We start from the raw sequence: 24,869 nt of genomic DNA, 5'->3' as shown, positions 1-24,869 counted from the left end.
GCTTCGTTCGACGCTCGGCATTTTACAAGCGGCCTTAATATTTTTGTTGATTGTGACAGACCCCGACCCTATATCCGCGCTTGCCCAAAGTCGCACGTGCCTGTGGGCGTCCCCCGACCCTCGAATGGCGAGGAAATCGGGACGGTACCCGGGAAGTAACGAGCCCGGTCGGTTAAGTGGCCAACCGCCTAGCCGAGGACGTCTTGAAGCAACGACGGTGCGGGCCTTTCTGGTGTCTGCCGATTGTCCATAAATCGGGGTTACTGAAGAGGCACACCTTCATTGCCGGCAGTGCGGAACGGGGTCTCCCAATCCAAGCCAAGGCAGACAAAGCGAGCAAATGCCGCAAGGCACGAAGCTCATCGCCGCGTGAAAGCGTTTTTGCGTTTCCGGGATCTCCACCGCCCGGTTCGTCGAATTGCATTCATGCCTTTGTCCGTAGCGGCAGAAGCGACCGAAGGGGATCGCGCCGCAGCTTCGTTTTAGCGTGGGGAAACCCGCGCCAAGGAGAGATTCATGGCAACCCAGCGCATCCTCGATTTCCTCGCAACCCGACGTCCCGAAGGCCCGTGCCTGGTTCTGGACCTCGACGTCGTGCGCGACAATTATCGTGCCTTCGAGAAGGCCCTGCCGAATTCCAAGATCTATTACGCGGTGAAGGCCAACCCCGCGCCGGAGATCCTGCGCCTGCTCGCCTCGCAGGGCTCGTGCTTCGACACCGCTTCGGTGGCCGAGATCGAGATGGCCATGAATGCCGGCGCCACGCCCGACCGCATCTCCTATGGCAACACCATCAAGAAGGAGCGCGATATCGCGCGCGCCTTTGAGCTCGGCATTCGCCTGTTTGCGGTGGATTGCGTCGAAGAGGTCGAGAAGATCGCCCGAGCCGCCCCCGGCGCGCGCGTTTTCTGCCGTGTGCTGACCGATGGCGAAGGCGCCGAATGGCCGCTGTCGCGCAAGTTCGGCTGCGTGCCGGCTATGGCCGTCACCGTGCTCCGCCATGCCAAGTCGCTGGAACTCGACGCCTATGGTGTGTCGTTCCATGTCGGCTCGCAGCAGACCGACCTCGTCGCCTGGGATCGCGCCCTGGCCGACGCAAAGGCCGTGTTCTCGGAGCTGGCGCAGGAAGGCATCACGCTTCGCATGGTCAATATGGGCGGCGGTTTCCCGACGCGCTACCTGAAGGACGTGCCGACCGCCCAGGCCTATGGCGAGGCGATCTTCGACGCGCTTTCGAAGCATTTTGGCAACTGCATCCCCGAAACGATCATCGAGCCGGGCCGCGGCATGGTGGGCAATGCCGGCGTCATCAAGTCGGAAGTCGTGCTGATCTCCAAGAAGGCCGACAACGACAATGTGCGCTGGGTCTATCTCGACATCGGCAAATTCGGCGGTCTCGCCGAGACGATGGACGAGGCGATCCGCTATCCGATCGTCACCCCGCGTGACGGCGATGCAGTGGAGCCATGCGTGCTCGCTGGCCCGACCTGTGACTCGGCCGACGTGCTCTACGAAAAGGCGCCTTATCCGCTGCCGCTGTCGCTGACCATCGGTGACGAGGTGCTGATCGAAGGGACCGGCGCCTACACGACGACCTACTCGGCCGTCGCCTTCAACGGCTTCGAGCCTCTCCGATCCTACGTGATCTGACGGCTCGTTACGGGCGCCTGTTCGCAGGTGCCCGGCAGCCGCCAGATCATCCTGCCCGCCAGCGAAGTTGTCGCGGGCGGCGGGTTCGCTCGTGGAAAAACCTCCGCTTGTGAAGGATCACGGAAATGGAACAAATCGTTGAGAAACTAGGTGCGGCCTTGCCGCTGATCTCCTCCACAACGGGGGAGATCGGCAGCTGCGCGGCCTTCACCATTGCCGCCGAGACCCCGGCCGATATCGTTCAGCGCGAGGCGCTGCTCGACCTCGCCATGGGCCTGCAGCGGCGGCGCAAGTCTTCGGAGAAGCTGCGCCGCGGCCGTCTGCCGTCGGCGGGGCTGGCTTTCGTCGCGCGCGATGCGGCCGGAGCCATCATTGGCACCGTGCGGCTTTGGGATGTCAGGCTCGGCGAGGGCGGCGCGCGGGCGCTGCTGCTCGGTCCGCTCGCAGTCGAGCCGTCCCTGAAGTGCGCCGGCGTCGGCTCGGCCCTGATGCGCCATGCGATTGCCAAGGCCGAAAATCTCGGCCATCGGGCGATCCTGCTGGTGGGTGACACGCCTTACTATGCGCGCTTCGGCTTCTCAGCAGACAAGACCGGCTCGCTCGCCATGCCGGGGCCCTATGAGCGGCACCGCTTCCTGGCGCTGGAGCTGGTCGAAGGCGCGCTCGACGGCGCCTGCGGCGTGCTGAAGGCAGCCGGGCGTCGCCAGCGTTCGACCGGCCTGGAGACAGCCGCCTGAAGCCCAAAAAGAAAAAGCCTGGCGCTGATGAAGCGCCGGGCTTTTTGCTGGCTAAATGCCTGTCCGGATCAGATGATCTGGCTGAGCGACATGGCGACCGACATGTCACCTTCGACCTTGATCTTGCCGGTCATGAACGCCATCGTCGGGTTCAGGTCGCCGCTGATCAGCGACTCCAGATCGTCGAGGCTGATCTTGATGGTGCAATCGGCCGGAGCGTCGGTGGTGGAAATGCTGGCGCCGTCGATGACGATCACGCCGTCACCACCGGTGTCGAACTTCACCGAACGGTCGAAACCGGAACTTTCAACGCGCGACCGGATCTTTTCGACAACCGCTTCAACGCCCATGACAACTCTCCCTGATCTCGTGAGGCGACGCGATCGCCCCGCTTGGAGCGACCTGTCTGGTTGCCACTCGTATAGCCTCTCGTTGACGTAAACGTCAATGGTGCTCGGCCGGCGCTGGCGCGGCTTCTGCCGCCGCGTCTGCCTGTTCGTTGCGACGGCGCGCCGAGCGGTCGCGGGTTTCCTCGCGGGTCAGGAAGTCGATCTGCTCGACAATCACGTCATGGATTATCTGCTCGCCGATCCGGCCGTTGATGCTGTCGCGGATGCCGTTCCTGAACGCCTCGAGATCGAGATCCTCGCGCTTGGAGAAGTCGATTTCTGGGTTCGCGTAGAGATAGGAATAGACTTGGTCGGTAATCAGGGATTCGGCCGGCACGGTAAGCTTCTTCAACTCCTTGGGGTCGGCCGTATAGACCAACCGGGCCAGGAAGTAGCCTTCGACGCTCGCCTTGTTGAAGACGGGAACGGAGATGACGTTCGCCTTCACATATTTCAGCCCGCCGAGAAGCGGCGGCGGAGACCCCGGGTCGGTGAGGGCGTGCGGCGTCTTGAACGAGTAGAACACCGCTCCAAGCGTGACCAGGCAGATCCAGACCGCCGCACCGATGAATTTTATCAACGGGCCCAACCGAATTCACCTTCGGAGTAGGTGCCGTCGGCTTCGGCACGCTGGATGACGGTCTGCATCAGCTTGGCCACCTCGCTGACGGCGCCCATATGCGCGCGGATCACGGATTCGTTGACCGTCAGGCGGTCGCGCAGCCTTTCCAGGCTCTCGCGGTGTTCGGCCAGCACCTCGCCGTCCTCGATGCCCTTGGTGGCGCGGGTGAGTTCATAGAGATAGCGGCTCTTGCGCGCATTGGCGGATTTGAGGTCGAAGCCGACGCCGGAGCGGATAGCCGCGGTTTCCTCGTCCACGGCTTCGATGATGCGGCCGATGATCGCCGACAGATTGCCTAACCGCGCAGCTTGCGCGGCTGTTGCCCGCGTGCTCTGTGCCGGCAGGTTCTCAGCGGTCGGCTTCGGTTCGGTCATGTCGATCTGTCCCTTGGTATTATCGTTTATCGGGTCTTAGATTTTGGTCTTGGCCGCCAGGGCGGCCTGGTCGCCGGTCATCTCGCGCGTCAGCTTCATCTCCATCTGCTGCACAAGTGCTGTCGAAAGCCGGCTGTTCTCATCGACCTCCGCCTTGCCGGGGCCGCCGGAAACGGGGCCCACGGCCACCTTTTCCTTGCCGTCCATATAGTGGGCGCCGAGCACCTTGTCGGCGATGCCGATGCCGCCGCGTTCGGCCATCACGTCGGCGATCTTGCCGGCGAGCATCGATTTCCACATGTCGCCGGCCATGCCCTTGCCGTAAACGTTCTCGGCTTCCTTGGGCATCATGTTCTGGATGAAGGTCTGGAGAACCATGGCCTCGAAGCGCTTGTAGCTGTCGGGCGCCTTGGCGTCAGCCGCCGCCACATGGGCGGTCTTGTCATACCTGCCCCCGACATCGCCGACCGAGAAGGTCGCCGACATGCCGGCCGCGGCGGCGCTGCCGCGCTTGGCAAGCTCGGCGCGCGCGGTTTCCATGCCCGACGGCTCGACGGCGCGGGCAACGTCCAGAACAATGTCGCTGGGTGGAGAAATCGCCAAGGAAAACGTTCCCTTATCCGGTTTTCATGGGTCACGATGACCAAGCCGGGATCATGAACCAGTAAGCTTGTGGCAACCTTACCGGGAGGCAGGGTCGGGATCGGAAGCGCTCTTGCGCTCGATCATCTCCAGCCTTTCGCGGTCGGCGGTAAGGCGATCGTCCCACTGGCGCGCCTCGCGATAAGCGCGTTCGACCATGTTGGTGCGGGCGGTGGCGACCGCCACCTTCTCGGCCTCATCGCGCGCAAGTTGGGCCTGCTCCTGCTTTCGCGCGATCGCCTTGCCGATGCGGCGGTGATAGATGTCGGGGAACATGCCCGACAATGTGCCCTCGGCGTCGAAGCGGTTCACCAGTTCGACAGCCTCGTTCTCGGCGGCCGCCGCTTCCGACAGGAAGCCTGCATGGCGCGTCTCGTGCAGCGCCTTCAGCTGCGCCTGCACCCTCACCAGCTTGGCCAGCCTTTCCTTGCGCGAGGTCATGCTCATCTCCCGATGGTGGTCGTGGCAAAGCCGTCGGCGAACAGGCTGACCATGGTGCCGACGCCGAAGTAGAAGATGAACATCCCGCCCGCGATGACGAAGGGCAGCGAGATGAAGTAGACGGGAATCTGCGGCACCAGCTTGTTCACGAAGCCGATGGTCAGGTTGACCAGTATGGCATAGGCGATGAACGGGCTGCCCAGGCGCAGCACGATCGAGAAGCTTTCCGACAGCGTGTCGGTGACGTCGACCAGCGCCTCGCGCGGGTTGAAGAAGACGTTCAGCGGGGCGACTTCGTAGGAGTTCACCAGCGCCTTGATGATCTCGTGATGGAAATCGAACACGAACATCAGCATCAGCGCCGAGAAGGAAACGATTGTTGCGAGTGCCGCCTGCGGCTCGGATTCTTCGATGGCCGTTCCGCCTGCGCCGCCGTAGCCGATCAGCATCGCCATGGCCGAGCCGATGAAATGCAGCGCCATGACGTAGAGACGCGCCAGCCCGCCGATCAGCCCGCCGATCATCAGCTCCGACACGATCATCGGCACCAGCACCTGCGGCCGGCGGTCGATATAGGGCACGATGTGGTCCCAAAGATGCACCAGCAGCGCCCCGGTCGCGGCGACCGCCACAAACAGCCTGATCTGGATCGGCACGCGCGCGCTCGAAAGCCCGGGCATGATCAGGAAGCAGCCGCCGATCCTGCAGAAGGCGACGAAGGCCGCCAGAATGACGGTTTCGGGGGCGACGTTCACGAAATGGTTCCGAGCACCTTGATCTCGACGCCCTTGGCGATCTCGACATGGCTGAGCACCGGCAGCGTGGTGAACAGCCGCTCGATGATCATGCGCACATAGGGGCGCGAATCCGGCGCGGTGACGATGACGAAGCGCTCGCCGGCCTCCAGATGCCCGCGGATGACCTTGGTGGCTTCCTGGCCGAATTCCTCGAGCTGGCGCGGGTCGATGTCGAACTCGCGCACCTCGCCCTTGGCGTCGCGCTTGAGCGCCTGGTGGAAGGCGAGGTCCCAGCGGTTGCCCAGCCGCAGCACCTTGAGCACGCCGCCCTCGGTCACGTCACCGCAGATCTGCTGGGCCATGCGCACGCGCACATGCTCGACGATCTGCTCGGTGCGGCGCACATGCGGCGCGATTTCGGCGATGGCCTCGATGATGAGGTGCAGGTTGCGGATCGAGACGCGCTCGGCAAGCAAGAGCTTCAGCACCGCCTGCAGGCCGGGGTAGGAGATGTGCTGGGTGCAGATCTCGTCGGCCAGCTTGCGGTATTCGGGGTCCTGCCGTTCCAGCAGCGCCTTCATGTCCTTGTAGGAGAGCAGCTGCGGCAGGTTGTTGCGGATCACTTCCGAAAGATGCGTCAGCAGCACTGACATGTTGTCGGCGAAGGTGAACTGCTCGCGCTTGAGGTCCTCGCTGAACATCTCCGGCACCGAGTAGGCGCGCATGCCGAAGGCAGGCTCGCGCACCTCCTCGCCCGGAACGTCGGGAATATCGCGCTGGCCGAGCAGCACCATCACCTCGCCGACGCGCATCTGGTGCTCGGCCACCACCGTGCCGTGAACCTTGATCTGGTAGGTCTTGCCGGGCAGGCTGAGATCGTCGGTCAGGCGAACCTCGGGCACCACGAAGCCATATTGCTGGGCAAACTTCTTGCGCATCTTGCTCATGCGGAAGGCCAGTTCCTGGTGCGAGACGAGCAGCTTGGTCGAAAGCTGCTTGCCGATCAGAAGCTCGATCTCGGCGGTCTTGAGCGAGGCCTTGACCGAGTTCTTCTCTTCTTCTTCCTTGGCCACCTGAACCTGCTGCTCGGCTGCCTTGGCCTCTTCGGCCATCGCCTGCTGGCGGCGGGGAATGACGTAGCCGATCGCGGCCATGGCGCAGGCCAGCACCATGAAGGGGAAGAGCGGAAGGCCCGGCATCAGCGCCAGCACCGTCAGCAGCACTGCCGCCACATAAAGCGCGCGCGGATGGGCGCCGAGCTGGCCGAACACGGCCTGGTTGGCCGAGCCGCGCACGCCGCCCTTGGAAACCAGCATGCCCGCTGCGAGCGAAACGATCAGCGCCGGGATCTGCGTCACCAGGCCGTCGCCGACCGACAGCTTGATGAAGACGTCGCCGGCCTTGCCGATGTCCATGCCATGGCGGAAATAGCCGATGGCGATGCCGCCCACGATGTTGATGGCGGTGATGATGAGGCCGGCGATGGCATCGCCGCGCACGAATTTCGAGGCACCGTCCATGGCGCCGAAGAAGGAGCTTTCCTCTTCCAGCTCGCGGCGGCGCAACTGCGCGGTCTTGTCGTCGATCACGCCGGCCGACAGATCGGCATCGATCGACATCTGCTTGCCGGGGATGGCGTCGAGGGTGAAGCGCGCGCCCACTTCCGCGATACGGGTGGCGCCCTTGGTGATGACGATGAAATTGACGACGATCAGGATCAGGAAGACGATCAGGCCGATGACGAAATCGCCGCTCATGACGAGCTGGGAGAAGCCACTGATGATGTAGCCGGCGGCGTGCGTGCCGACATTGCCTTCCGACAGGATCATGCGGGTGGTGGCGATGTTGAGCGACAGGCGCAGCATCGTGGCAATGAGCAGGATGGTCGGGAAGGACGAGAATTCGAGCGGCCGCTGGATCCACAGCGACACCATCAGGATCAGCACGGACAGCGCGATGGAGAAGGCAAGGCCAACGTCGATCATGAAGGCCGGGATCGGCAGGAACAGGACCGACAGGATGACGATGATGCCGAGGGCAAAAAAGATGTCGCGGCCGCTTTTGGCAGCACTGCCCGACGGCATTGTTTCTGCGATGGCCACTTGCTTCTCCATGCTCATTGCCCGCTGGCGCGAAGTGCGGGCGCTGCGACCTTAGGATTCCAAGCTTGCGCGAGCATGGGAGGGCGGAAACGCGGCGCTTCAGGACCTGGGTTCCTCGCCCCGCTTGCGGGGAGAGGTGGTGAGCGTAGCGAGCCGGAGAGGGGCATTGGGCAGCGCAGGCGAAGGTCCTGGCGTTCAAGATGTGGACGAATTCAGCGGTCGATGAATTCTAATCATTTGAAATCATTATCTACATCAGAAAATCACTGCCTCTTTCATCCCCCACTTTTTCGCTTCCCGCATAATCCGTGGCATCGGCCTCACCGGGAACACGGGTCATGAACCGGATGAGCGTGGAGGGCGACGATGGCCGGGCTGGTGGCGCTACGGTAGCGCTGCTGGGCGATGAGCCCCCAAGTCCGGGCCTAGGGAGCGGCTGGCCGCGCGAATGCGGAGGCGAACGAACCGGGCAAGAGCATCGAACGGGCGGTCGTGGAGACCGCAGATACTACTTAGATGAGCGCGTTACCCGACCGCCCGTCTTCCCAGTTCTCGAAAGAGAGCGTTCTTTGAAATGGCCAGACGGTGAAAACCGGGCGTGGCGATGAACAGGTGCGTCCTTCGAGGCTCGCCCTCCGGGCTCGCACCTCAGGATGAGGACGGTTGGCGCGGTGACACCCTCAACTTAGAAGGTGGTCGTCAGCGACAGCGATACCCTCAATTGAAGCGGTTGCGCGGAGATACCCCCCAACTCGAGAGGTCGGTGCAGCGACGCCGTCAACCCAGGAGAGGGGCGCAGACGGAAGCCCTCATGGTGAGGTGCGCAGCGCAGCGAAGCGGAACGGAGCCTCGAACCACGAGGGGGGATGAAGCGCGCCGAGTTCCGTCAGCGGATGACCGCATGAACAGAAACGGCCTTGAGCTTGATCGACGGCTTGGCGCCCGGCGTGTTGGGGAGCTCGCTGTCGATGGCCGAGGCGATGCCCTCGACCGAATAGCTGATCGGCGCGCCGCCAAAGTCCATCGCTGCGTTGATCGCCTTGCTGTCGATGCTGATGGTTTCGTTCTGGTCGATCCGCTTGTAGGCGAGGTCGGTGTCGACCGCCTGGCTCTTCATGCCGAGCTGGGTGATGTGCCCGTCGAGCTGCATCCGGATGGCGTTGGTGTCGGTGTTCACAGAGCCGAAATCGCCGTCGAGAGTTGCTTCGAGCGCGTTCTGCTTGATGTTGACGTTGCCCTTCGGTAGCACGTTGGCGTCGATCTTGAAGGAGCAGTTGGCAAGCTCGGAGGACGGCGCGGGCGCGATCGAGATGACCAGCGCCTTGCCTTCGACATTGGCCGAGACGAGCGCCATGCAGTCTTCGAAGTATTTGTCGGAAGGCGTGACGCCGGAACCAGGCTCGCGCACCTCGATGGTGGCGCGATTGGGCTCGCCGCTGGTCGTCGTCAGCTTGAGCTCGCCGGCCGGGCTGTCGATGCGGACGTCGGAAACGCTCGGCAGATCGAGCGTCTTTGGGGCGGGCTTGGCGTGAGCGGTGCCCGCTGCAAGGAGGGGTGCCACGAGCACGAGGGACAGAAGCGAAGCTTTCGACATGCAATGCCTCCCGCTCCGAATGCTTCATCCGGAGGATCGTTGGGAAGACAGCGGACCGCTATCCGTCGCCTTCGGGTTGCTTGAGCCCCCCTTACATGTGTCTGCAATGGCTACAGTCTACGCACAGTCCCGGCGAAATTGCGACAGGGATTTTTAGAATCCGTGTTCGATGCGCTCGAAGATGACGTTGGCGAAGGACGAGATCTGGGCGCCCATGAAGGGCCCGGTGAACGCCACCACCAGCATGATGGCGACGATCTTCGGCACGAAGGTGAGCGTGATTTCCTGGATCTGAGTCAATGCCTGGACCAGGGCGATGCCAACGCCGACCACCATCGCGACCGCCACGGCGGGGCCGCAGGCGGTCAGGACCGTCCAGATGGCATACTGGACGATATCGAGGGCATCTGCTTCGTTCATGCTTCCACGGGCGTCGGCTGGACGGTGATGCCGGGGCCGACGACGACCTGGGTGCCGTCCTTGAGGACCGCGACGATGCCGTCGGAGTAAAGCTTTACGGAAGCGACCTCGCCGGTCACCGTGCCGTCGGCCGAGGTGATCGTCCGTCCGATGAGGGCGTCGGCCTGCGATATGGTCTGGGACGTCAGAAGCTCGTTCAGCTTGTTGTTGATCTGCACCGACTGCTCGACCTGCGAGAAGGAAGCCAGCTGGGCGACGTACTGCGTCGAATCCATCGGCTTGGTCGGGTCCTGGTTCTTCATCTCGGCGACGAGGAGGCGCAGGAACGACTGGTAGTCGACGGCCGTCTTCGAGGTCGCATCGGTGGAATTGCCGGTGTTGGTCGTGCCGACGGGGGGTACAGTCATGGCCATTGCTATTCTCCTACGGCGAGAGGGCGCGGCTGCGGCGCCGGGGCAGCATCGTTCGAGAGGGCATTTTCCTCGAGGCGGTAGAGCGTACGCAGCGTCTTCAGCGCTTCGTAGATGCGGTCCTCGCCGACCATGCGGTCGATCTGCTTCAGGCCCGCACGAATCTCCTGATCCTCGAAGCTGGCCAGGGTCCGGGGCAGCGACTGGCGGAACAGCGTGCGCGCAGCGGATGCGCCGGCGGGGTCCATCAGCATGACCTGGAGCATGAAATAGAGCTGGCGCAGGGGCGTCGAGGCGTCCTCGGGCTGCAGCACATGGCTTTCAAGCAGGAACTGCACGTCGTTCAGCAGCTCCATCGTGACCTTGCGGTCGACCTTGATGACGGCGCCGTTGATGTAGATTTTCTCGTTGGGCTTCAACGAGATCTTCAGCGTGCTTTTCATTGAATGCCGTCGTGGATTATCTGCGAAACCTCGATCAGACCCTCGAAGTTGTCGGAGCGCCCCTGGCGCACTTCTTCGGCTTCACGAAGCAACCAAAGGCCGATCGAGATCAGATTGGCGCGCAGCTCGGGCGGCAGTCCATTCTCCGGGCTGCCGAGATCGTCGATGAAGGTGGTCCACAGGCGGTTGGTGAACTGCAGCGCCTCTATCGCTTCCATCGAGTTGGTGCCGACGGTGCGCGCCGCCATCAGCAGGTCGATCGACCGGCCGAGAAGCTGCTTCTCGCGATCCTTAGCGTCGGCTACCGAGTCGTGCTGAATGTCGGCGTAGGAGAATTGGTACATGATGCTCCCGATCAACTCAGATATTTGAGCAGGCTCAGCTGCTGCATGCGCGCAGTCAGCGCGTAAGCCGTTTCGATGTGCGACAGCAGGTCGGAGACGCGCGTCGCAGCTTCGTAGGGATCGACGCCCTCGGTCTTTAGGATATGCTTCTCAAGGAGCGTGCTCTGCTGATCCATGCGGTCGCTGGCATCTGATACGCGTTTTTCGGCAATGCCGGTCACCGAGCGCAGGTTGGCAAGGTCGCCCATGGCTTCGCCAACGACGGAGACGGTGCGCTTGATCAGCGACTGGCGGACGCCGGTGCTGAGGTTGGCCGACATCAGCTGTTCGATAACGACACCAGCCATTGCCAGTTTGCGAACGCCGGCATTGTTGGCGCTGACCGAGGTTTCCGTCGTTTCATTGAGCGCAATGCGACCGACAATCGGCTGGTCCGAGGCGCTCGACCAGTCGCTCCAGCCGGCCCCGAGGAACATTGGCTCGACGTTGTTGGTGATGAAGTCGTCCATGTCCGTCGCGGAGATCGAAGCGGCCTGCGGATCGGACATCGAGAAGCCAAACTTCGCGACGAAGGCGTTTTGGAAGGCGGTTACGCCAGCCGTGGACGGGTCCGAAAAGTCGCTGATCGGCTTCACGTCCGTATTGATGCCTGCAAACAGGTATTCGCCGTTGAGGCTGGAATTGAGCAGCGAGCTCATGCTTCCCAGCGTGTCCCTGGCTATGTTCTGGGTCATGGCCGACTGGGAGTCGCCGGAGACAGCCGTGCCCAGTGCCGACAGGAAGGTTTGCGCAGCGTTTTCGATCCCGCTCAATGCTTGTTGAGTGGCCGACAGCCGCGCTGTGGCCATCGAGTTGGAGTCGATGATGCCCTTTATCCGCTCCAGTTCGCGATTGAAGGTCACCGACTGGGAAGTGCGCGCACCGAGCGCCAGGCCCTTGTCGGCGTAGAAGCCGGTCGACTGCTCCTTCTGTGCCTTGACGAGAGATGCCTGCGTCTTCATCAGCGAGTAGCGCATGGCCTCCGATATGGCGGCGGTGGAAACGGAACTGGCTTTCATTGCATTACCTCACTGCATCCAGCAGAGCCGACAACATGTCGTCGACTGCCTTGATGAGACGCGCCGACGCTTGATACGAGTGCTCGAGATCGAGAAGGTTCGACATTTCCATGTCGACATTGACCCCGGTGTCGTTGGACAGGGCCTCGCCGGTGCGGACGGCAAGGGCTTCCTTGGCATCTGCCGCGGTCGACGCTTCCTTGCGCAAGGCCTGATACCAGCCCACCGAATTGGCCGAGTAGCCGCTCAGGCTCGCCTTGTCGCCATTGCCCGCTGCGGGATCGAACGTCATGGGTTGGTCGAGGCGCTCGCCGTAGGAAATCAGCAGGGCCGCATAGGAAGAGCCGCTGGAATTCTGCACGTAGGCTGCGCCATTGGCGCCGCCATCGCGCAGCAATTCGGGATTGCTGACGAAAGCGTTGTTGAGCGAGATCTGGCCGGCCAAACCATCGATCAGCGTGCCAGCCGCCGGCACGGCAGGTGCGCCAGGCCACGTGAATAGCCCCGCTGCATCGGGGTTGGCGCCGGAGGGATCTTTTTCGGCAAAGGCGGTGATCAGGCCGCGTGCGACTTCGTCAAGCTGACGCTGCATGGTGACGGCCACGCCGTCGCGCAGCTGCAGCAGGCTGCCTAGCTTGCCGCCCGCATTGGTGTTGCCGCCTACGCCCATCGCGACCGGCACGCGGTCGATGTAGATCTGATTGCCTGCAGCACCCGGCGCATAGGCTGGGGAGGGCTCGAAGGTAACGCTGCGAGGAACTGTCTCGAATAGCGTCATGCCGTCGGTGGTCGTGATGACCATGTCGTTGTCGCTGCGCGTGAAGGTGGAGATCGGAACATATTCCGAGATCTTCTTCAAAAGCGCGTCTCGCTGGTCGAGCGCGTCGTTTACGTCACGGCCCGTACGCGTGCCGGCGACGATCTCGTTGTTGGCATCCTTGAACTGAGACAGGAGCGAATTGAGGTCGTTGACGGAGGTGGCGATTTCCTGGTCGGCCTCGGCGCGGAACGTCTGAATGGCGGCCGCACCCGAGTTCAGGCTGGCGACGGCCTGCCGCGCAGCGTTGACCGCGTTGTCGGCCAGCGTGCGGTTGGAAGGCGTGGCCGAATAGATCTGCAACGCCTTATGCAGTTCAGTGATCGCAGACGCTGGCGTCAAGGCGCCGTCGACGCCATTCACGGACAGGTCGAGGCGGTCCAGCCCGCTGACGAGCGTGTTTTGGGCGCTCCAGGCGGACGTGGCCACGAGATTTTGACGGAAGAGCTGTTCGCTGGTGGCGCGCTGTATGACTACAACGCGCGCACCGGGAGCCAGGCTGGATAGCACCGCTGTGCGCCGTGCGTAGTCGCTGTTCTTCTCTTCCTGCACGTTGCGCGAGACAACCGTTGTCTGGCGGCTGGTGTTGAGAAGCGACGATTGCGCGATGTTGAGTGCGGTGGCTAGTGACATGCCTTATTCCTGTTCGGTCGCCTGGCTTACCTTTTCAGGTTGACCAGAATGTCCATGAGATCGGCGCCGGTCTGGAACACTTTCGAATTCGCAGTGTAGGTGCGCTGCGATTCGATCATGTCCGTGAGTTCCTGCGCGACATCGACGTTGGAGTTTTCGAGAGCGCCGGCGACGACCTTGCCTTTGCCGCCCTCATTCGGGAAACCCAACTGAACCGTGCCGGAGTCGCCGGTCGGAGCGAAGACGTTGCCGGGCAGCACCTGCATGAGGTCGGGGCTCGGCACGTCGGCGACGGGGATACGGAAGATCGGCTTCAATGCGCCGTTCTCGTATTGTGCGTATACGACGCCGTTTGCGGCGATCTGCACGCCTTTGATCCCGGCCGGAGCCGCGCCATCGACCTTTGCGTCGACGACGGTGTAGCTCTTGTCGAGCTGCGTCATCTTGGAGAGGTCGAGGTCGATCGACTGCGGAGGCGGTCCAGGGATGGTTGCAGTCGCAGTCAGCGGTGTCGTGGTGAGCTTGCCGTTGGACGGATCGAAGGTCAGGGTCTGCGTGCCGATCAGTCCGTCGCCGCCATATGGGAACGAAGTGTTCGCCGCCGCATCCGACTGCTTGAAGATCGCGACTTCCCAAGTGTTGGGGCCGGTCTTGGTGTAGTAGACGTCGAGGAGCTGCTCGCCGCCGAGATGGTCATAGGAGACCAGCGATGACTTGGCCGAGTAGGTTGCAGTGGTGGCGTTGGCCGAAGGCAGGTCGGCGGCCGGGACGACGTCCGCATTGGCGGGCAGGTTGGCGGTGAAGACGCCCTTGGCCGAAGGGATCGCGACCAGATCGGTCTGCGAGATCGTGACCGGGAGCAGGCCGCCGAGGCCGTTTGCCACGACGCTTGGGTCGCCGTTGGCGTAGCTGTAGCCCATGAGCTGGAAGCCGGCAGCGTTGACGAGGCGACCTTGTGCATCAGGCACGAAAGAGCCCGCGCGCGTCAGGACCGGCGCGCCGCCGCCCGTGTTCTGCACTACGAAGAAGCCTGAGCCGTTGATGGCGAGGTCACTGCCCGAGGTGGTGTATTTGAGATCGCCCTGCTGGCTGATCGAAGTGCGGATCGTCGTGGTCACGCCGCCGGACGTGTAGTTGCCGGTGACGGTCGGGATGATGAGAGAGGAGAATTCCGCGCTCGAACGCTTGTAGCCAGTCGTGCTCGAGTTGGCGATGTTGTCGGCAACGGCCGACAGGCGATTGGCCTGTGCGTTCATGCCGGACACGCCGGTGCGCATCATTCCATACAAGCTCATAGAAACGTCTCCTGATTTTCCGGGCTCTGGCCAGGCAGGGTAGATTTCCTGACTTGCGTGAAGCTGGCGCAGCCGCACTCGGCGTGGTCAAAACGTCCAGCGAAGTCGGTATGCGCCCAAACCATCAAACGACCAGGCGGTAGCCAAGGAAACGCTTGGAATCGATCGGATCGAAGCCCAGCTTCTCGCGCAGTTTCTTGCGCAGCTTGCTGATGTGGCTTTCGACGACGTTCTCCTCGACCTCGTCGTCGAAGATGCCGTAGATCGCGTTGAAGACCTGGGTCTTGGTGACGCGACGGCCGCTGTTGGTCGCTAGATATTCGAGGATGCGGCGCTCGCGCCGCGGCAGCGGCATCGGCTCGCCATTGATCTCGGGATCGCGGCCATCGAGGAAGATGCGCATCGGGCCAATCTCGGTGTAGTTGGCCTCTTCCTGGGTGCGACGGCGGATCGCCGTGATGCGAGCCAGGATCTCGCGAATGTGCACCGGCTTGTGAACCACATCGTCCACGCCGGATTCAAACAGCTTGAGGGTGTTTTCCAGCGAATGATGCTCGCTGAGCGCGATCACCGGCGCGCCGCTGCGGTCGCGAAGCCGGCGCGGGGAGATCTTATCTTCGCCGCAATCGCCGATAAGAAAAGCACTCACCGACTTAAGATCGGATTCGGCCGCGCTTTCGACCCATTCGCCGAATTCCTCCGAGCGAAAGCCTGCGCTCGCCACGCCTTCCCGGTCGAAAAGCGACGAAAAACCTTGTTTGACGAGCTCTCGCTCGTCCACGATCACGATCATCGGCCCGCCCTCCGAATCAGATGTAATGCCTGAACGGGTCAAGTCGTAAACGCTGCCGGGAATCCTGAAAAACCATCAATTCTTGTGGATGTTTTCTTGGGAGTCGGGAATCGCATGGGTTGCAATTCCCTAGAGTCAGCTTTGGGCTTACCCCGAATCGCCAAAACCAGTGTTCGCAACGGTTTCAGAGTCTGACGTCGAACATCAGCTGGTAAATGATGCCACTATTGATTGCAAAAGGAGCGGGCGTTGCTCGTCCACTTGCCAAAACCTGTGGCAACCATGTTGGCGATGACGCGGCAAACATATTGTTTTTGCGCCGGATCGTTGTTGGGACCCGCGTGATAACGCGCCACCGCCATCGACCAGGTCATATGTTGCGCATGCAAACTGACGAGGAAACGTGCGGCGTAATCGACATTGCGACGAGGGTCGAGCATCTCCTCGACGCTGCGGAAGTGATCGCCATGGTAGTGATGGTTGATCTGCATACAGCCGAGGTCGATGAGCTTGGCGCCGCTGCGGCGGGCGGCGTAGAAGGTCGTCAGCGCCTCTTCTGGCGAGCGCGAAAACACAGCCTTGCCTTCGATGTTCATGGCGTTCGGCTGCAAGCTTCCCTTGCGGCCGGTCTCGGTCAGGCCGACGGCGTAGAGAATTCCCACCGGCACGCCATACCGGTCGGCGGCGCGCAGGATCTCGGGTTCGCACGGATTGCCGGATGCGGCTGCGAAGCCGGCGCCGGCGCTAGATATAAACGCCGCCGTCAGCGCGGTTCGCAGAAGCCGGTGCAGCACCCTCGGACCCGTATGCGCCGTCATTCTCATTCCTTGCGAATTGCTGGCCGCCAGTATCGTTGCCATTGCCGCCCGATCCTGCGGAGCTGAAGGACTGCTGGTCGCGCGGGCCGAAGCCTGCGGAGGCGTTGTTGCCGTCGGCTCCGCCCTGTGCCGAGGAGGAGGACTGTGGCTGCTGGATGGTGACCTGGTCGATGCTCAGTCCCATGGAGCGCAGCGACTTGACGATGGTTTCGCTGTCGGCCGTCAGCCGGCGATAGGCCTCGGCGTTTTCCACGCGTAGCTCGACGGTCAGCTGGTCGCCGCTGAAACGCAGGTTGGCCGTGACCATGCCGAGCTCGGCCGGGTGCAGCTGGAGCTTCAGCGTGTGGGCAGAAGTCAGGCCGGGTTGTGCGCCCACCTGCTGGAACGGCTGCGCGGCGGCCGAGCGCCAGCTGGGATCAGCCGAGATGAGATTGGCTAGCGCCGTCGACGTGGATGCACTGGGTTGCGCCACGGGGGCGGGGATGTTCTGCTGGGCAACGACGGTGACGCGCTCGCTCTTTGCGTCGGTGCGGCGCCCGAAGCCGTCGACCTGTGACCGGCCACTGTTGCTGTTCGCTCCGAGCGTACGCAGGAAGTCGCGGTCGGGGGATAGTGTGGCGTCGGTCGGTGCGGCGATCGTTTCGCCTTCGCTGGCTGTCGGCGTCAGCGACAGGTTGAGAGCGGCTGCGCTCGACATGCGGCCGGCTCCGGTCCGAGCTTCGTTTCCGGTAGCGGTCGATCCATCGGTGCGCGCGTTGGCCGCGAGAACATTGCCGGTGGAGGCGGCGGCGCTCTTGCTGTTCGCACTTGCCGGGCGGCCAGCCTCGCTGCGGGCTGCGCGCTCGGCTGCCGCGACCGACGCGGGGTCGAGGTCGATCTTGATATCGGGCTCGCTGCCTGCCGTGTCGCCGCGCATGGTCGGGCGCGAGCCAGTGCCTTCGGCACGCCCGCCTGTTCCGGCTCGTTCCGTGCGCATATCCAGCTCTCGAGCGACCATCAGCGCCGAAAGCGGTGTGCCGGCAGTCTTTGCCTGCGCACTCACATCGCTGGCGTCGGACTCTTCGGTCGCCTCGGCGCCTTCTTTGCCGCGGGCGCCGTCTTGACCGCGCCCGGCGGTCTTTACGCCGAACCCACCGTGACGCGACCAGCGTCCGGGCTGGTGCTCGGTGCCCACGGCTCCCTCATTGCCTTCATTGTCGGCCTTGGGGTCGGCCTGATCGAGGGCGGCGGAGAAATCCGCATCATCGCCCTGCGTTTTCGCGCCGGATTTGTCCGTCTTGGCCGAGTTTGGCATCGGCACGGAGAATGCCTGATTGACGCCCATCGTCATTGAACATCTCCCAACAGTTTGTCGATCTCGTCGAGTTTGCGGCGCGTTTCCAGGACAATCTTGTCCGAATTGTCTGAGGCGGGCGCTCCGGCGCTTCCAGCGGCCGGCACCGCTTGCGGAGCGATTGCGGTCTTTTGCGTCGCTGGCGCCGCAGGTGCTGCCTTTGCTTTCGAGATCGGCTGTTCCTGCTCCGCCGTCACCACCTCGGGCTCGGTTTGTGTCGCTGCTTCGGGTATCAGTTCGGGCGGTGTGGCCGTCAGCTTGGCCGCGACGTCGCTGACCGCGTCGAGCAGTTCCTGGTCGCTTTGCGACAGCCGGCGCCGATCGATCTTCGCGAGCTTTGCGTTGATTTCGTCGGAGGTGCCCGAAGGCACGGCGGCCAGGCTGGAATAGAGCAGGGCACGCGGGTCTTCGGATTCGTTGCTGCGGCCGCGATCTTCGGCCTTGGCGGAAGCAAAGGCTGACAGTTCGGTCAGGCCCTCGATGCCGGCGCGCCGCGCGATGCGCAAATAGATGATGCGCTCCTGCTCGGGATTCATCATGGCGGTGATGGTGCCGACGGTGGCGAGATCGAGCGAGGCATGCAGGGTGACTACGCCCGCCACGAATGCGTCCGCGAACTGGGGAGCATAAGGCGAGCGCAGGTAGCGCGCAGCATATTGCGTCGAGGCGCGCGCGAAGCGATTGGCATCATCGACGGTGGAGGCCAGCGCGATGGAGCGGCGCAGCGCGCCTTCCTCGACGAGCGTACCAGGCCCGAGCAGCCGTGCCTGGTCGAGCAGCTTCAAGGCACCCTGCGGATCGCCGGAGGCGCCCACCGAACCTTTGACAAGGGCAACGAAAGCGCCGAGGTCGGGTGACAAGGTCATGGGATCGACCGACGCAAGTGCGGCGCGAGCCTCGGGGGCCTGGCCGTTCAGGTAATGCAGCAGGCCCTTGCCGATTTCGCTGTTGGTGCCGTCGAGATCGAGCCGCGAAAGCAGGACGCTTATCGTCGCGGGATTGCCACCGCTCATGGCATAGACGAGCAAGGCGTGCAGGTTCCGCTGGTCGGCGAAATCCGCCTTGCTTCCCTTGCGCAGCCGGCCATCCATGATCTCCAGCAGCTTGTGCTGCATAGGCATGACGGCAATGTCGCCTATGGCGATACGATCCTGCACCACCTGCAGCGAGCGCACGATCTGGTAGGGCTGCAGCAGCGTGGTGCCGCCTTCGGCGTGCGCCGGCGCCTGCAGGGCGCCCGTGAGCAGCGCCAGCCCGACAAACCCGCCAAGCCGCGTAGCCCTAATCATTGCGGCAGCTCCAGATGGATCTCGATGCGGCGGTTGACGGCCGACAGAGGTTGGCTCGTATCCTTGAGCTTGCGGTCGGCGTAGCCCGAGACTTCGGTTACGCGATGCTCGTCCAGGCCGCCGCGCACGAGCATGTAGTAAGCGGAGTGGGCGCGGGCGGTGGACAGCCGCCAGTTGTCGTAGCTCTGGCTGCGGAACGGGCGGGCATCGGTGTGACCGCTGATGGTGACCGAACCCGGCCGCTCGCTGAGTGCCTTGCCGATCTTCTCCATCGCCAGGACCAGTTCGCGCCTCGGGACGGCCGAGCCGATCTCGAACATGCCGAAATCGAGCTGGTCGGTGATCGAAATGGTGACACCGTCGGCGGTGGCCTTCACCGAAATGCCTTCGGACAGCTTGTCGCCGGGCGGGAAGGCGGCGTTGAGTTCCTTTGCCAGCTTTTGTGCCGTCTGCTCAGCAACGGGGGTCGGCTTGTCCTCCGCGGGTGCGGGTGCGGTTTCGTCAGCCTTGGCCTGTGCATCGAGCCTGGCCGCATTCTCGGCCTTGGCCAATTCCTGAAGCGGAGACGTGTCCTCTGGCGCCTTGAGTTCGCCGGACGGGGCCGGAGTGGCATCGCTGCTTTCGACCGGTTTGGTCTCGTTGTTCTCGATCGGCTTGGCGTCGGCCGCCTCGACCTTGGCCCGCTCAGCGCTTGCTTCAGCAAGCGGCGTTGCAACCTGCTGGGACCAAAAGTCGGGTGCGAAGGGGTCACGGTAGGATTCGCCGCCCGACGCGCCGGTGGCGGGGCCGGCTTCCTGCGCGCCGCCATCACCCTTGTCGCTCACGTTCTGGCGCACGCCGGAGTTTGCTGCGATTTCGGCGAGCACCGCGTAGGGATCGGCAAAGAGGTGTTCGTCGGAGCGTTTCACGGCGTCCTGCGACTCCGATGAATTTTGTTCCGTCGACGGGCCGGATGTGCCCTTGCCGTCGGAGCCGACCTCGGCATTGGCCGGCTGCGGCTTTTCGGCAGGGCGGCCGACGGCGTTGGTGCTGTCGCTGGCATCCTCGAGATTCTTGCGGCTCGAGTTCTTGTCGACCAGCTGAACCGGATTGAAGTAGTTCGCCACGGCTGCTTTCGTGTGCTCGTCGGCAACGCTGATTAGCCACATGACGAGGAAGAAGCACATCATTGCCGTCATGAAGTCGGCGAAGGCGATCTTCCAGACGCCGCCGTGATGGCCCTCCTCGCCGTCGCCGTGGCCGCGGCGGACGATGACGATCTCGTGCTTGACGTCGCCGATGTCGACAGTGTTCACGACAAAATCTCCGAAAGCGTAGCGGACCATTCCGAAAGGCGCGTTTCGAAAATGTCCTCGTCAATTGCGACTGTCAGGTCGAAGCCCGGAGCTTCGATGTGGTCGAGGCAGGCGGCCCGCTCGGGCAATGCCTCAGCCAGGGCTTCGAACAGCGAGCGCGGCGAGGTCACCTTGATGCGCACCGCTTCGCGGTCGGCCGTCGCTTCGCGGATCGAGTGGGCAAGGCTTTCCAGCGAGCGGCTCAGAACCGCATCGCTCAATATCCCGCTGACGATGCGGGCCGTAGCCGTCGTGGTCAGTTCGCTGATGCGCTCTTCCATCTCGGCCAAACGTGCGGACATGGTCGCTGCGGCCTCTTCGCCGAGGCGGCGGGCAAGTGCCTCCATCTCCGCAGCATGGCGCTCCCGTTCCGCCTCGAGCGCTTCGGCGTGCTCTTGTTCGAGGCGTTCGGTCAACGCCGCCTCGGCGCGCGCCACTTCTTCTGCGATGACATCGGCCTGGTCGGGGACGGGATCGGGCTCGATGAAGCTTTCGATGATGTTGTGGCGGAGGGCGCTTGCAGAGGTGGCTTCACCCGCGCGTGGCGGGTGCTTGCCGAAGTCCTGAAGCAGATCGGAAAGTGCCAATGCGGACATCTGACTGTCTTAACCTGCGGCTTCCTGATGGGCCCACTTGCGCAGGATGAGCGCAGTGCGTTCCTCGTTGAGATCGACCATGCGGGCCAGGCGTTCCTGCGGCGCCGGTTTGAGCTTCCAGCGCAGGTCGTCCATCGGGTTATCGTCGAGCGGAGGCAGCTGGAACGGCTGGCCACCACCCAAATTCGCGAGACCCGGCAGAGGCAGCGAACCAGGCATGTCGTCGAAGCCCGGGGACGGCAGTTCGAACGCCGAGCTGCTGCTGCTGCTGTTGCCGGTGAGGCTGGCAACCATCGGGCGCAGGCCGAAGAAGGCGACGAGGAACACCACGACGACGAAGGCGGCAGCGTTGATGATGGTGCCGATATGCTGGCCGAGCGCGTCGAGCATGCCCGGCTGCGGCACCTGCACGCCATCCAGACCGTCGATGAACTCGACCGCGGACACGTTGATCAGGTCGCCACGGCCCTGGTCGAAGCCGGTCGCGGAAGCCACGACCTTCTGGATGTCGGCGACACGCTGCGCGATCATCTCGGGGGTGGCGTCCTTGCCGAGGATCTCGGTCAGGCGCTGCTGGTTGACCACGACGGCGATCGACATCTTGGTGACAGTGTAGCCGTTGCTGACGGTGGCGATGCGCTTGGAGTTGATTTCGTAGTTGGTGGTTTCTTCCTTGCGCTCGTTCTGCTCGGTAGACTGCGGACCTTCAGCCGGGGTGAGGTTGGCTTCCGGCAGGTTCTGTTCGACCGTGGCCGGCGCTGCTGCGTCGCGGCGGTTCGAATTCTCATTGGAGCGTACCACCTGCACCGAACGCTCGACGCGCGACTCCGGATCGAAGATGGTTTCCTCGGTCTGCTTGGCGTCGGTGTTGATGTCGGCCTTGACGCTGGCGCGGAAATTGTCGGGCCCGAGATAGGGTGCAAGAGCGCGGCGGATGTTTTCCTCGATCTGCGTCTCGACCGTGTGCTCGACGCCGAGCGAGCGGCTGGCGCTGGAATTGACTGGGTCGTCGCCCGCGGCAAGCAGGTTGCCGCTCGAATCGAGCACCGTCACCTTGTCGGCGCTCAGGCCGGGAACGGCGGCGGCGACGAGCTGGCGGATCGACATTGCGCTCTTGACGGAATCGATATCGTTGGAAGCGCGAATGACGACCGAAGCTGAAGGCGGCTGCTCCTCGCGCCGGAAATTGGCGCGCTCGGGCAGCACGATGTGGACCCGCGCGGCGCGGATGCCGTTGATCGACTGGATGGTGCGGGCGATCTCGCCTTCCAATGCACGCACGCGGGTGATCTGCTGCATGAAGGAGGTCAGGCCGAGCGAGCCGACATTGTCGAACAGCTCATAGCCGGCATTGCTGCTGGTGGGCAGGCCCTTCTCTGCCAGCAGCATGCGGGCATTGGCGGTCTTGCCGACGGGAACCATCACCGAAGTGCCGTCCGATCCGATGTCGAAGGGAATGCCCGCTTCGCCGAGCACGACGCCGATCTGGTTCACGTCGGAGCGTTCGAGCCCGACATAGAGCGTTTCGTAGGTGGGGCGGTTGAGATAGGCCGCGCCGAGGCCGATGACGGCGAGCACGATGGCGGCCACCGCGGCCATCATCCCAAGCTTGCGCGGGCCGAAGCTCTGCAGATTCTCGATGATTGTCTGAAGTTGCTGCGGCACGGTCGGACGGCTCCTGCATGTCTATCCGCCGGGACAGTAGAGGCCGAAGCTTGTGCGAAAATGTATCAGGCCGCGCCCTGAAGAGCGCGGCCCAATGTCTGTCAGCGATGCTAGATCGATTAGCCGCGGAAGAGCGACAGGATCGACTGGCTGTTGCCGTTGGCGATCGACAGCGCCTGGATGCCAAGCTGCTGCTGGACCTGCAGGGCCTGCAGACGGGTCGATTCCTTGTTCATGTCAGCGTCGACGAGCTGGCCAACGCCGCGATCGATCGAGTCGGACAGCTTGGAAACGAAGTCCTTCTGCATGTCGATGCGCGACTTGGCAGCGCCGAGTTCGGCCGCGCCGGTGGACATCGACTTGAGGCCGGCTTCGATGCCGCCCAGCATTTCGTCGAAATCCTTGCCGTCCAGGCCAGTTGCCGAGACGTCCAGGGTGAGGATCGATGCCGTCTGGGCGCCACCACCCGTCGTGGTGAACTCCTTGTCGAGCATGCCGGCCTTGGCACCGCCCGCGTCGATGAGCTGGGTCTTCGAGTAGTCGACGTCGATCGTGCCGATCGAGACCTTGCCCGCGGAATCACGGTTGTAGGAGGTCATGACCGTCAGCTTGGTGTCGGTCGTGGAGGTCGAGTCGGTCTGCAGCAGGTTGGAGCCAGCATAGTTGGCGCCAGCGATGTTGTCCTTCAGCTGGGCCTGCAGCGTGGCGATTTCGGTCTGGATCTTTGCGCGGTCGTCGTCCGAAGAGGTCTTGGCCAGCAGCACCTTCTGCTTGATCTGGTCAACGACGTTGATGGACGAATTCATCGCCGTGTAGGCGGTGTCAACCTTGGCTGCACCGAGGCCGAGCGCGTCCTGGATGACCGAGTTGGCCTTGTTGTCCGAGCGCATGGTCGTGGCGATCGACCAGTAGGCAGCGTTGTCCGAAGCCTCGGCGACGCGCATGCCGGTCGAGATGCGGCCCTGCGTGACCGAGAGGTTCTTGTTGGTGGCGTTGAGGCTCTGGAGAGCGGTCAGAGCGGATGCGTTGGTGAGAATGCTGGACATAGGTCCTGCCCCTTTTTGTTACAAATGTTACTAGGGACATGCCGGAAGTTACCGGCTAGGACAGAGCGGCATCATGCCTATGATCCGTGTCGGACCAATCCGTCCTTTGTGTCTCACCTTATGAAGCCGATTTCCTACCAAAGAGATAATCGGAAGGGTAAATGTGTGAGCAAATTGAAAAAGATCTCGGAAATGAAAAAGGCCGCGCCCCAGAAGAGCGCGGCCTGGATGCCCTTAGCTGAATCTAGACGTCAGCCCTTGAACAGCGACAGGATCGACTGAGCGTTGCCGTTCGCGATCGACAGCGCCTGGATGCCGAGCTGCTGCTGGACCTGCAGGGCCTGCAGGCGCGTCGATTCCTTGTTCATGTCAGCGTCAACGAGCTGGCCGACGCCGCGATCGATCGAGTCGGACAGCTTGGATACGAAGTCCTTCTGCATGTCGATGCGCGACTTGGATGCACCAAGTTCGGCCGCGCCGGTGGCCATCTTCTTGAGAGCATCTTCGACGCCCTTCAGCATATCGTCGAAGTCGGTGCCGTCCAGGCCGGTCGCCTTCACGTCCAGGGTGAGGATCGATGCCGTTACGGCGCCAGCGCCCGCGGTGGTAAACTCGGTATCGAGCATGCCGGTGTTGGCACCGGCCGCGTCCGAGTCGATGAGACGCGTCTTCGAGAAGTCGATATCGATCGTGCCGATCGACACCTTGCCCGACGAATCACGAGTGTAGGAGGTCATCACCGTCAGCTTGGTGTTGGCCGTATCTGTCGAGTCGGTCTGCAGCAGGTTGGAGCCTGCATAGTTGGCGCCGGCGATGTTGTCCTTGAGCTGGGCCTGTAGCGTGGCGATCTCGGTCTGGATCTTTGCGCGATTGTCGTCAGAAGAGGTCTTGGCGAGTAGCACCTTCTGCTTGATCTGATCGACGACGTCGAGGGACGAATTCATCGCCGTGTAGGCGGTGTCCACCTTGGCTGCACCGAGGCCAAGTGCGTCCTGGATGACAGAATTAGCCTTGTTGTCGGAGCGCATGGTGGTGGCGATCGACCAGTAGGCGGCGTTGTCGGAAGCCTCGGCGACACGCATGCCGGTCGAGATGCGAGCCTGGGTGACGGAGAGGTTCTTGTTGGTGGCGCTGAGGCTCTGGAGAGCGGTCAGAGCGGACGCGTTGGTGAGAATGCTGGCCATGTTGTCGTTGTCCCTTACGGCGACGTGATTTGGGGGACATGCCGGAAGTTACCGGCCAGGACGGAGCGGCATCATGCCTATGATCCGCGTGGGACCACCCCGT

The 24,869-nt window shown here is 63.1% G+C and carries 26 protein-coding genes; 2 read left to right on the top strand and 24 right to left on the bottom strand.

From position 1 onward, the window contains the following. The first annotated feature begins 516 nt into the window (after positions 1–516). The gene (gene odc2 / locus M2281_RS19895; protein ID WP_280822925.1) at positions 517–1,650 is read left to right on the top strand and encodes an ornithine/lysine decarboxylase; all 1,134 of its coding nucleotides are present in this window, start codon (positions 517–519) and stop codon (positions 1,648–1,650) included. 125 nt (positions 1,651–1,775) lie between these two features. After that, the gene (locus M2281_RS19890; protein ID WP_280822924.1) at positions 1,776–2,387 is read left to right on the top strand and encodes a GNAT family N-acetyltransferase; all 612 of its coding nucleotides are present in this window, start codon (positions 1,776–1,778) and stop codon (positions 2,385–2,387) included. A gap of 68 nt (positions 2,388–2,455) precedes the next feature. On the opposite strand, the gene M2281_RS19885 is transcribed toward M2281_RS19890, so the two are convergent. The 24 genes from M2281_RS19885 to M2281_RS19770 all read right to left on the bottom strand — a co-directional run bounded on the left by M2281_RS19885 (position 2,456) and on the right by M2281_RS19770 (position 24,766). Further along, positions 2,456–2,737 carry an SCP2 sterol-binding domain-containing protein gene (locus M2281_RS19885; protein ID WP_280822923.1) on the bottom strand — a complete coding sequence of 94 codons (282 nt, stop codon included), beginning with the start codon at positions 2,735–2,737 and terminating at the stop codon, positions 2,456–2,458. Between the two features lie 94 nt (positions 2,738–2,831). Further along, positions 2,832–3,356 carry a hypothetical protein gene (locus M2281_RS19880; protein WP_280822922.1) on the bottom strand — a complete coding sequence of 175 codons (525 nt, stop codon included), beginning with the start codon at positions 3,354–3,356 and terminating at the stop codon, positions 2,832–2,834. Beyond that, on the bottom strand, positions 3,353–3,772 hold the full coding sequence (locus tag M2281_RS19875) for a hypothetical protein (protein WP_280822921.1): 420 nt from the start codon (positions 3,770–3,772) through the stop codon (positions 3,353–3,355). Before M2281_RS19875 ends, M2281_RS19880 begins: the two co-directional genes overlap by 4 nt. Before the next feature lie 36 nt (positions 3,773–3,808). Next, on the bottom strand, positions 3,809–4,375 hold the full coding sequence (locus M2281_RS19870) for a rod-binding protein (RefSeq protein ID WP_280822920.1): 567 nt from the start codon (positions 4,373–4,375) through the stop codon (positions 3,809–3,811). A 78-nt stretch (positions 4,376–4,453) separates the two neighbouring features. Continuing rightward, positions 4,454–4,855 (bottom strand): hypothetical protein, encoded by a 402-nt coding sequence (locus M2281_RS19865; protein WP_280822919.1) that lies wholly within the window; start codon positions 4,853–4,855, stop codon positions 4,454–4,456. A gap of 2 nt (positions 4,856–4,857) precedes the next feature. Continuing rightward, a complete protein-coding gene (fliR, locus tag M2281_RS19860) occupies positions 4,858–5,610 on the bottom strand; it encodes a flagellar biosynthetic protein FliR (RefSeq protein WP_280822918.1) in 753 nt (250 codons plus the stop codon). Beyond that, the gene (gene flhA / locus M2281_RS19855; protein WP_425537761.1) at positions 5,607–7,712 is read right to left on the bottom strand and encodes a flagellar biosynthesis protein FlhA; all 2,106 of its coding nucleotides are present in this window, start codon (positions 7,710–7,712) and stop codon (positions 5,607–5,609) included. The genes fliR and flhA overlap by 4 nt, the downstream gene beginning before the upstream one ends. Positions 7,713–8,580: 868 nt before the next feature. Then, complete coding sequence (locus tag M2281_RS19850) at positions 8,581–9,288, bottom strand: hypothetical protein (RefSeq protein ID WP_280822917.1); 708 nt, start codon at positions 9,286–9,288, stop codon at positions 8,581–8,583. A gap of 153 nt (positions 9,289–9,441) precedes the next feature. Then, a complete protein-coding gene (gene fliQ, locus M2281_RS19845; protein WP_280822916.1) occupies positions 9,442–9,708 on the bottom strand; it encodes a flagellar biosynthesis protein FliQ in 267 nt (88 codons plus the stop codon). After that, entirely contained in the window at positions 9,705–10,115 is a 411-nt protein-coding gene (gene flgD / locus M2281_RS19840; RefSeq protein WP_425537760.1) for a flagellar hook assembly protein FlgD, read from the bottom strand. The genes fliQ and flgD overlap by 4 nt, the downstream gene beginning before the upstream one ends. An 8-nt stretch (positions 10,116–10,123) precedes the next feature. Continuing rightward, a complete protein-coding gene (flbT, locus tag M2281_RS19835) occupies positions 10,124–10,561 on the bottom strand; it encodes a flagellar biosynthesis repressor FlbT (protein ID WP_280822914.1) in 438 nt (145 codons plus the stop codon). Then, positions 10,558–10,905, bottom strand: a complete 348-nt coding sequence (gene flaF / locus M2281_RS19830) for a flagellar biosynthesis regulator FlaF (RefSeq protein ID WP_280822913.1) — start codon at positions 10,903–10,905, stop codon at positions 10,558–10,560. The genes flbT and flaF overlap by 4 nt, the downstream gene beginning before the upstream one ends. An 11-nt stretch (positions 10,906–10,916) precedes the next feature. Further along, on the bottom strand, positions 10,917–11,963 hold the full coding sequence (locus tag M2281_RS19825) for a flagellar hook-associated family protein (RefSeq protein WP_280822912.1): 1,047 nt from the start codon (positions 11,961–11,963) through the stop codon (positions 10,917–10,919). Positions 11,964–11,967: 4 nt separating this feature from the next. Then, on the bottom strand, positions 11,968–13,413 hold the full coding sequence (gene flgK / locus M2281_RS19820; RefSeq protein ID WP_280822911.1) for a flagellar hook-associated protein FlgK: 1,446 nt from the start codon (positions 13,411–13,413) through the stop codon (positions 11,968–11,970). A 26-nt stretch (positions 13,414–13,439) separates the two neighbouring features. Further along, positions 13,440–14,708: a flagellar hook protein FlgE gene (locus tag M2281_RS19815; RefSeq protein WP_280822910.1), complete on the bottom strand. Its 1,269-nt coding sequence runs from the start codon at positions 14,706–14,708 to the stop codon at positions 13,440–13,442. A 124-nt stretch (positions 14,709–14,832) separates the two neighbouring features. Beyond that, the gene (locus M2281_RS19810) at positions 14,833–15,501 is read right to left on the bottom strand and encodes a response regulator transcription factor (protein WP_280822909.1); all 669 of its coding nucleotides are present in this window, start codon (positions 15,499–15,501) and stop codon (positions 14,833–14,835) included. A gap of 224 nt (positions 15,502–15,725) precedes the next feature. Next, positions 15,726–16,280 (bottom strand): transglycosylase SLT domain-containing protein, encoded by a 555-nt coding sequence (locus M2281_RS19805; RefSeq protein ID WP_425537770.1) that lies wholly within the window; start codon positions 16,278–16,280, stop codon positions 15,726–15,728. Beyond that, entirely contained in the window at positions 16,246–17,649 is a 1,404-nt protein-coding gene (locus tag M2281_RS19800; RefSeq protein ID WP_280822908.1) for a flagellar hook-length control protein FliK, read from the bottom strand. The genes M2281_RS19805 and M2281_RS19800 overlap by 35 nt, the downstream gene beginning before the upstream one ends. After that, the gene (locus M2281_RS19795) at positions 17,646–18,941 is read right to left on the bottom strand and encodes a chemotaxis protein MotC (protein WP_280822907.1); all 1,296 of its coding nucleotides are present in this window, start codon (positions 18,939–18,941) and stop codon (positions 17,646–17,648) included. The genes M2281_RS19800 and M2281_RS19795 overlap by 4 nt, the downstream gene beginning before the upstream one ends. Then, positions 18,938–20,236, bottom strand: a complete 1,299-nt coding sequence (locus M2281_RS19790; protein ID WP_280822906.1) for a MotB family protein — start codon at positions 20,234–20,236, stop codon at positions 18,938–18,940. Before M2281_RS19790 ends, M2281_RS19795 begins: the two co-directional genes overlap by 4 nt. Continuing rightward, the gene (locus M2281_RS19785; protein WP_280822905.1) at positions 20,233–20,871 is read right to left on the bottom strand and encodes a hypothetical protein; all 639 of its coding nucleotides are present in this window, start codon (positions 20,869–20,871) and stop codon (positions 20,233–20,235) included. The genes M2281_RS19790 and M2281_RS19785 overlap by 4 nt, the downstream gene beginning before the upstream one ends. A gap of 9 nt (positions 20,872–20,880) precedes the next feature. After that, positions 20,881–22,536, bottom strand: a complete 1,656-nt coding sequence (fliF, locus tag M2281_RS19780) for a flagellar basal-body MS-ring/collar protein FliF (protein WP_280822904.1) — start codon at positions 22,534–22,536, stop codon at positions 20,881–20,883. 119 nt (positions 22,537–22,655) lie between these two features. Beyond that, on the bottom strand, positions 22,656–23,582 hold the full coding sequence (locus M2281_RS19775) for a flagellin (protein ID WP_280822903.1): 927 nt from the start codon (positions 23,580–23,582) through the stop codon (positions 22,656–22,658). 251 nt (positions 23,583–23,833) lie between these two features. Beyond that, positions 23,834–24,766 carry a flagellin gene (locus tag M2281_RS19770; RefSeq protein ID WP_280822902.1) on the bottom strand — a complete coding sequence of 311 codons (933 nt, stop codon included), beginning with the start codon at positions 24,764–24,766 and terminating at the stop codon, positions 23,834–23,836. Between the last annotated feature and the right edge of the window lie 103 nt (positions 24,767–24,869).

Origin of the sequence: Pseudaminobacter soli (ex Li et al. 2025) (genome assembly GCF_029892515.1) — a bacterium.
GTDB classification, from domain to species: Bacteria; Pseudomonadota; Alphaproteobacteria; order Rhizobiales; family Rhizobiaceae; genus Pseudaminobacter; species Pseudaminobacter soli_A.
Note: the sequence above shows the minus strand (reverse complement) of the source record. Positions and strands in the feature narration are given on the sequence as shown.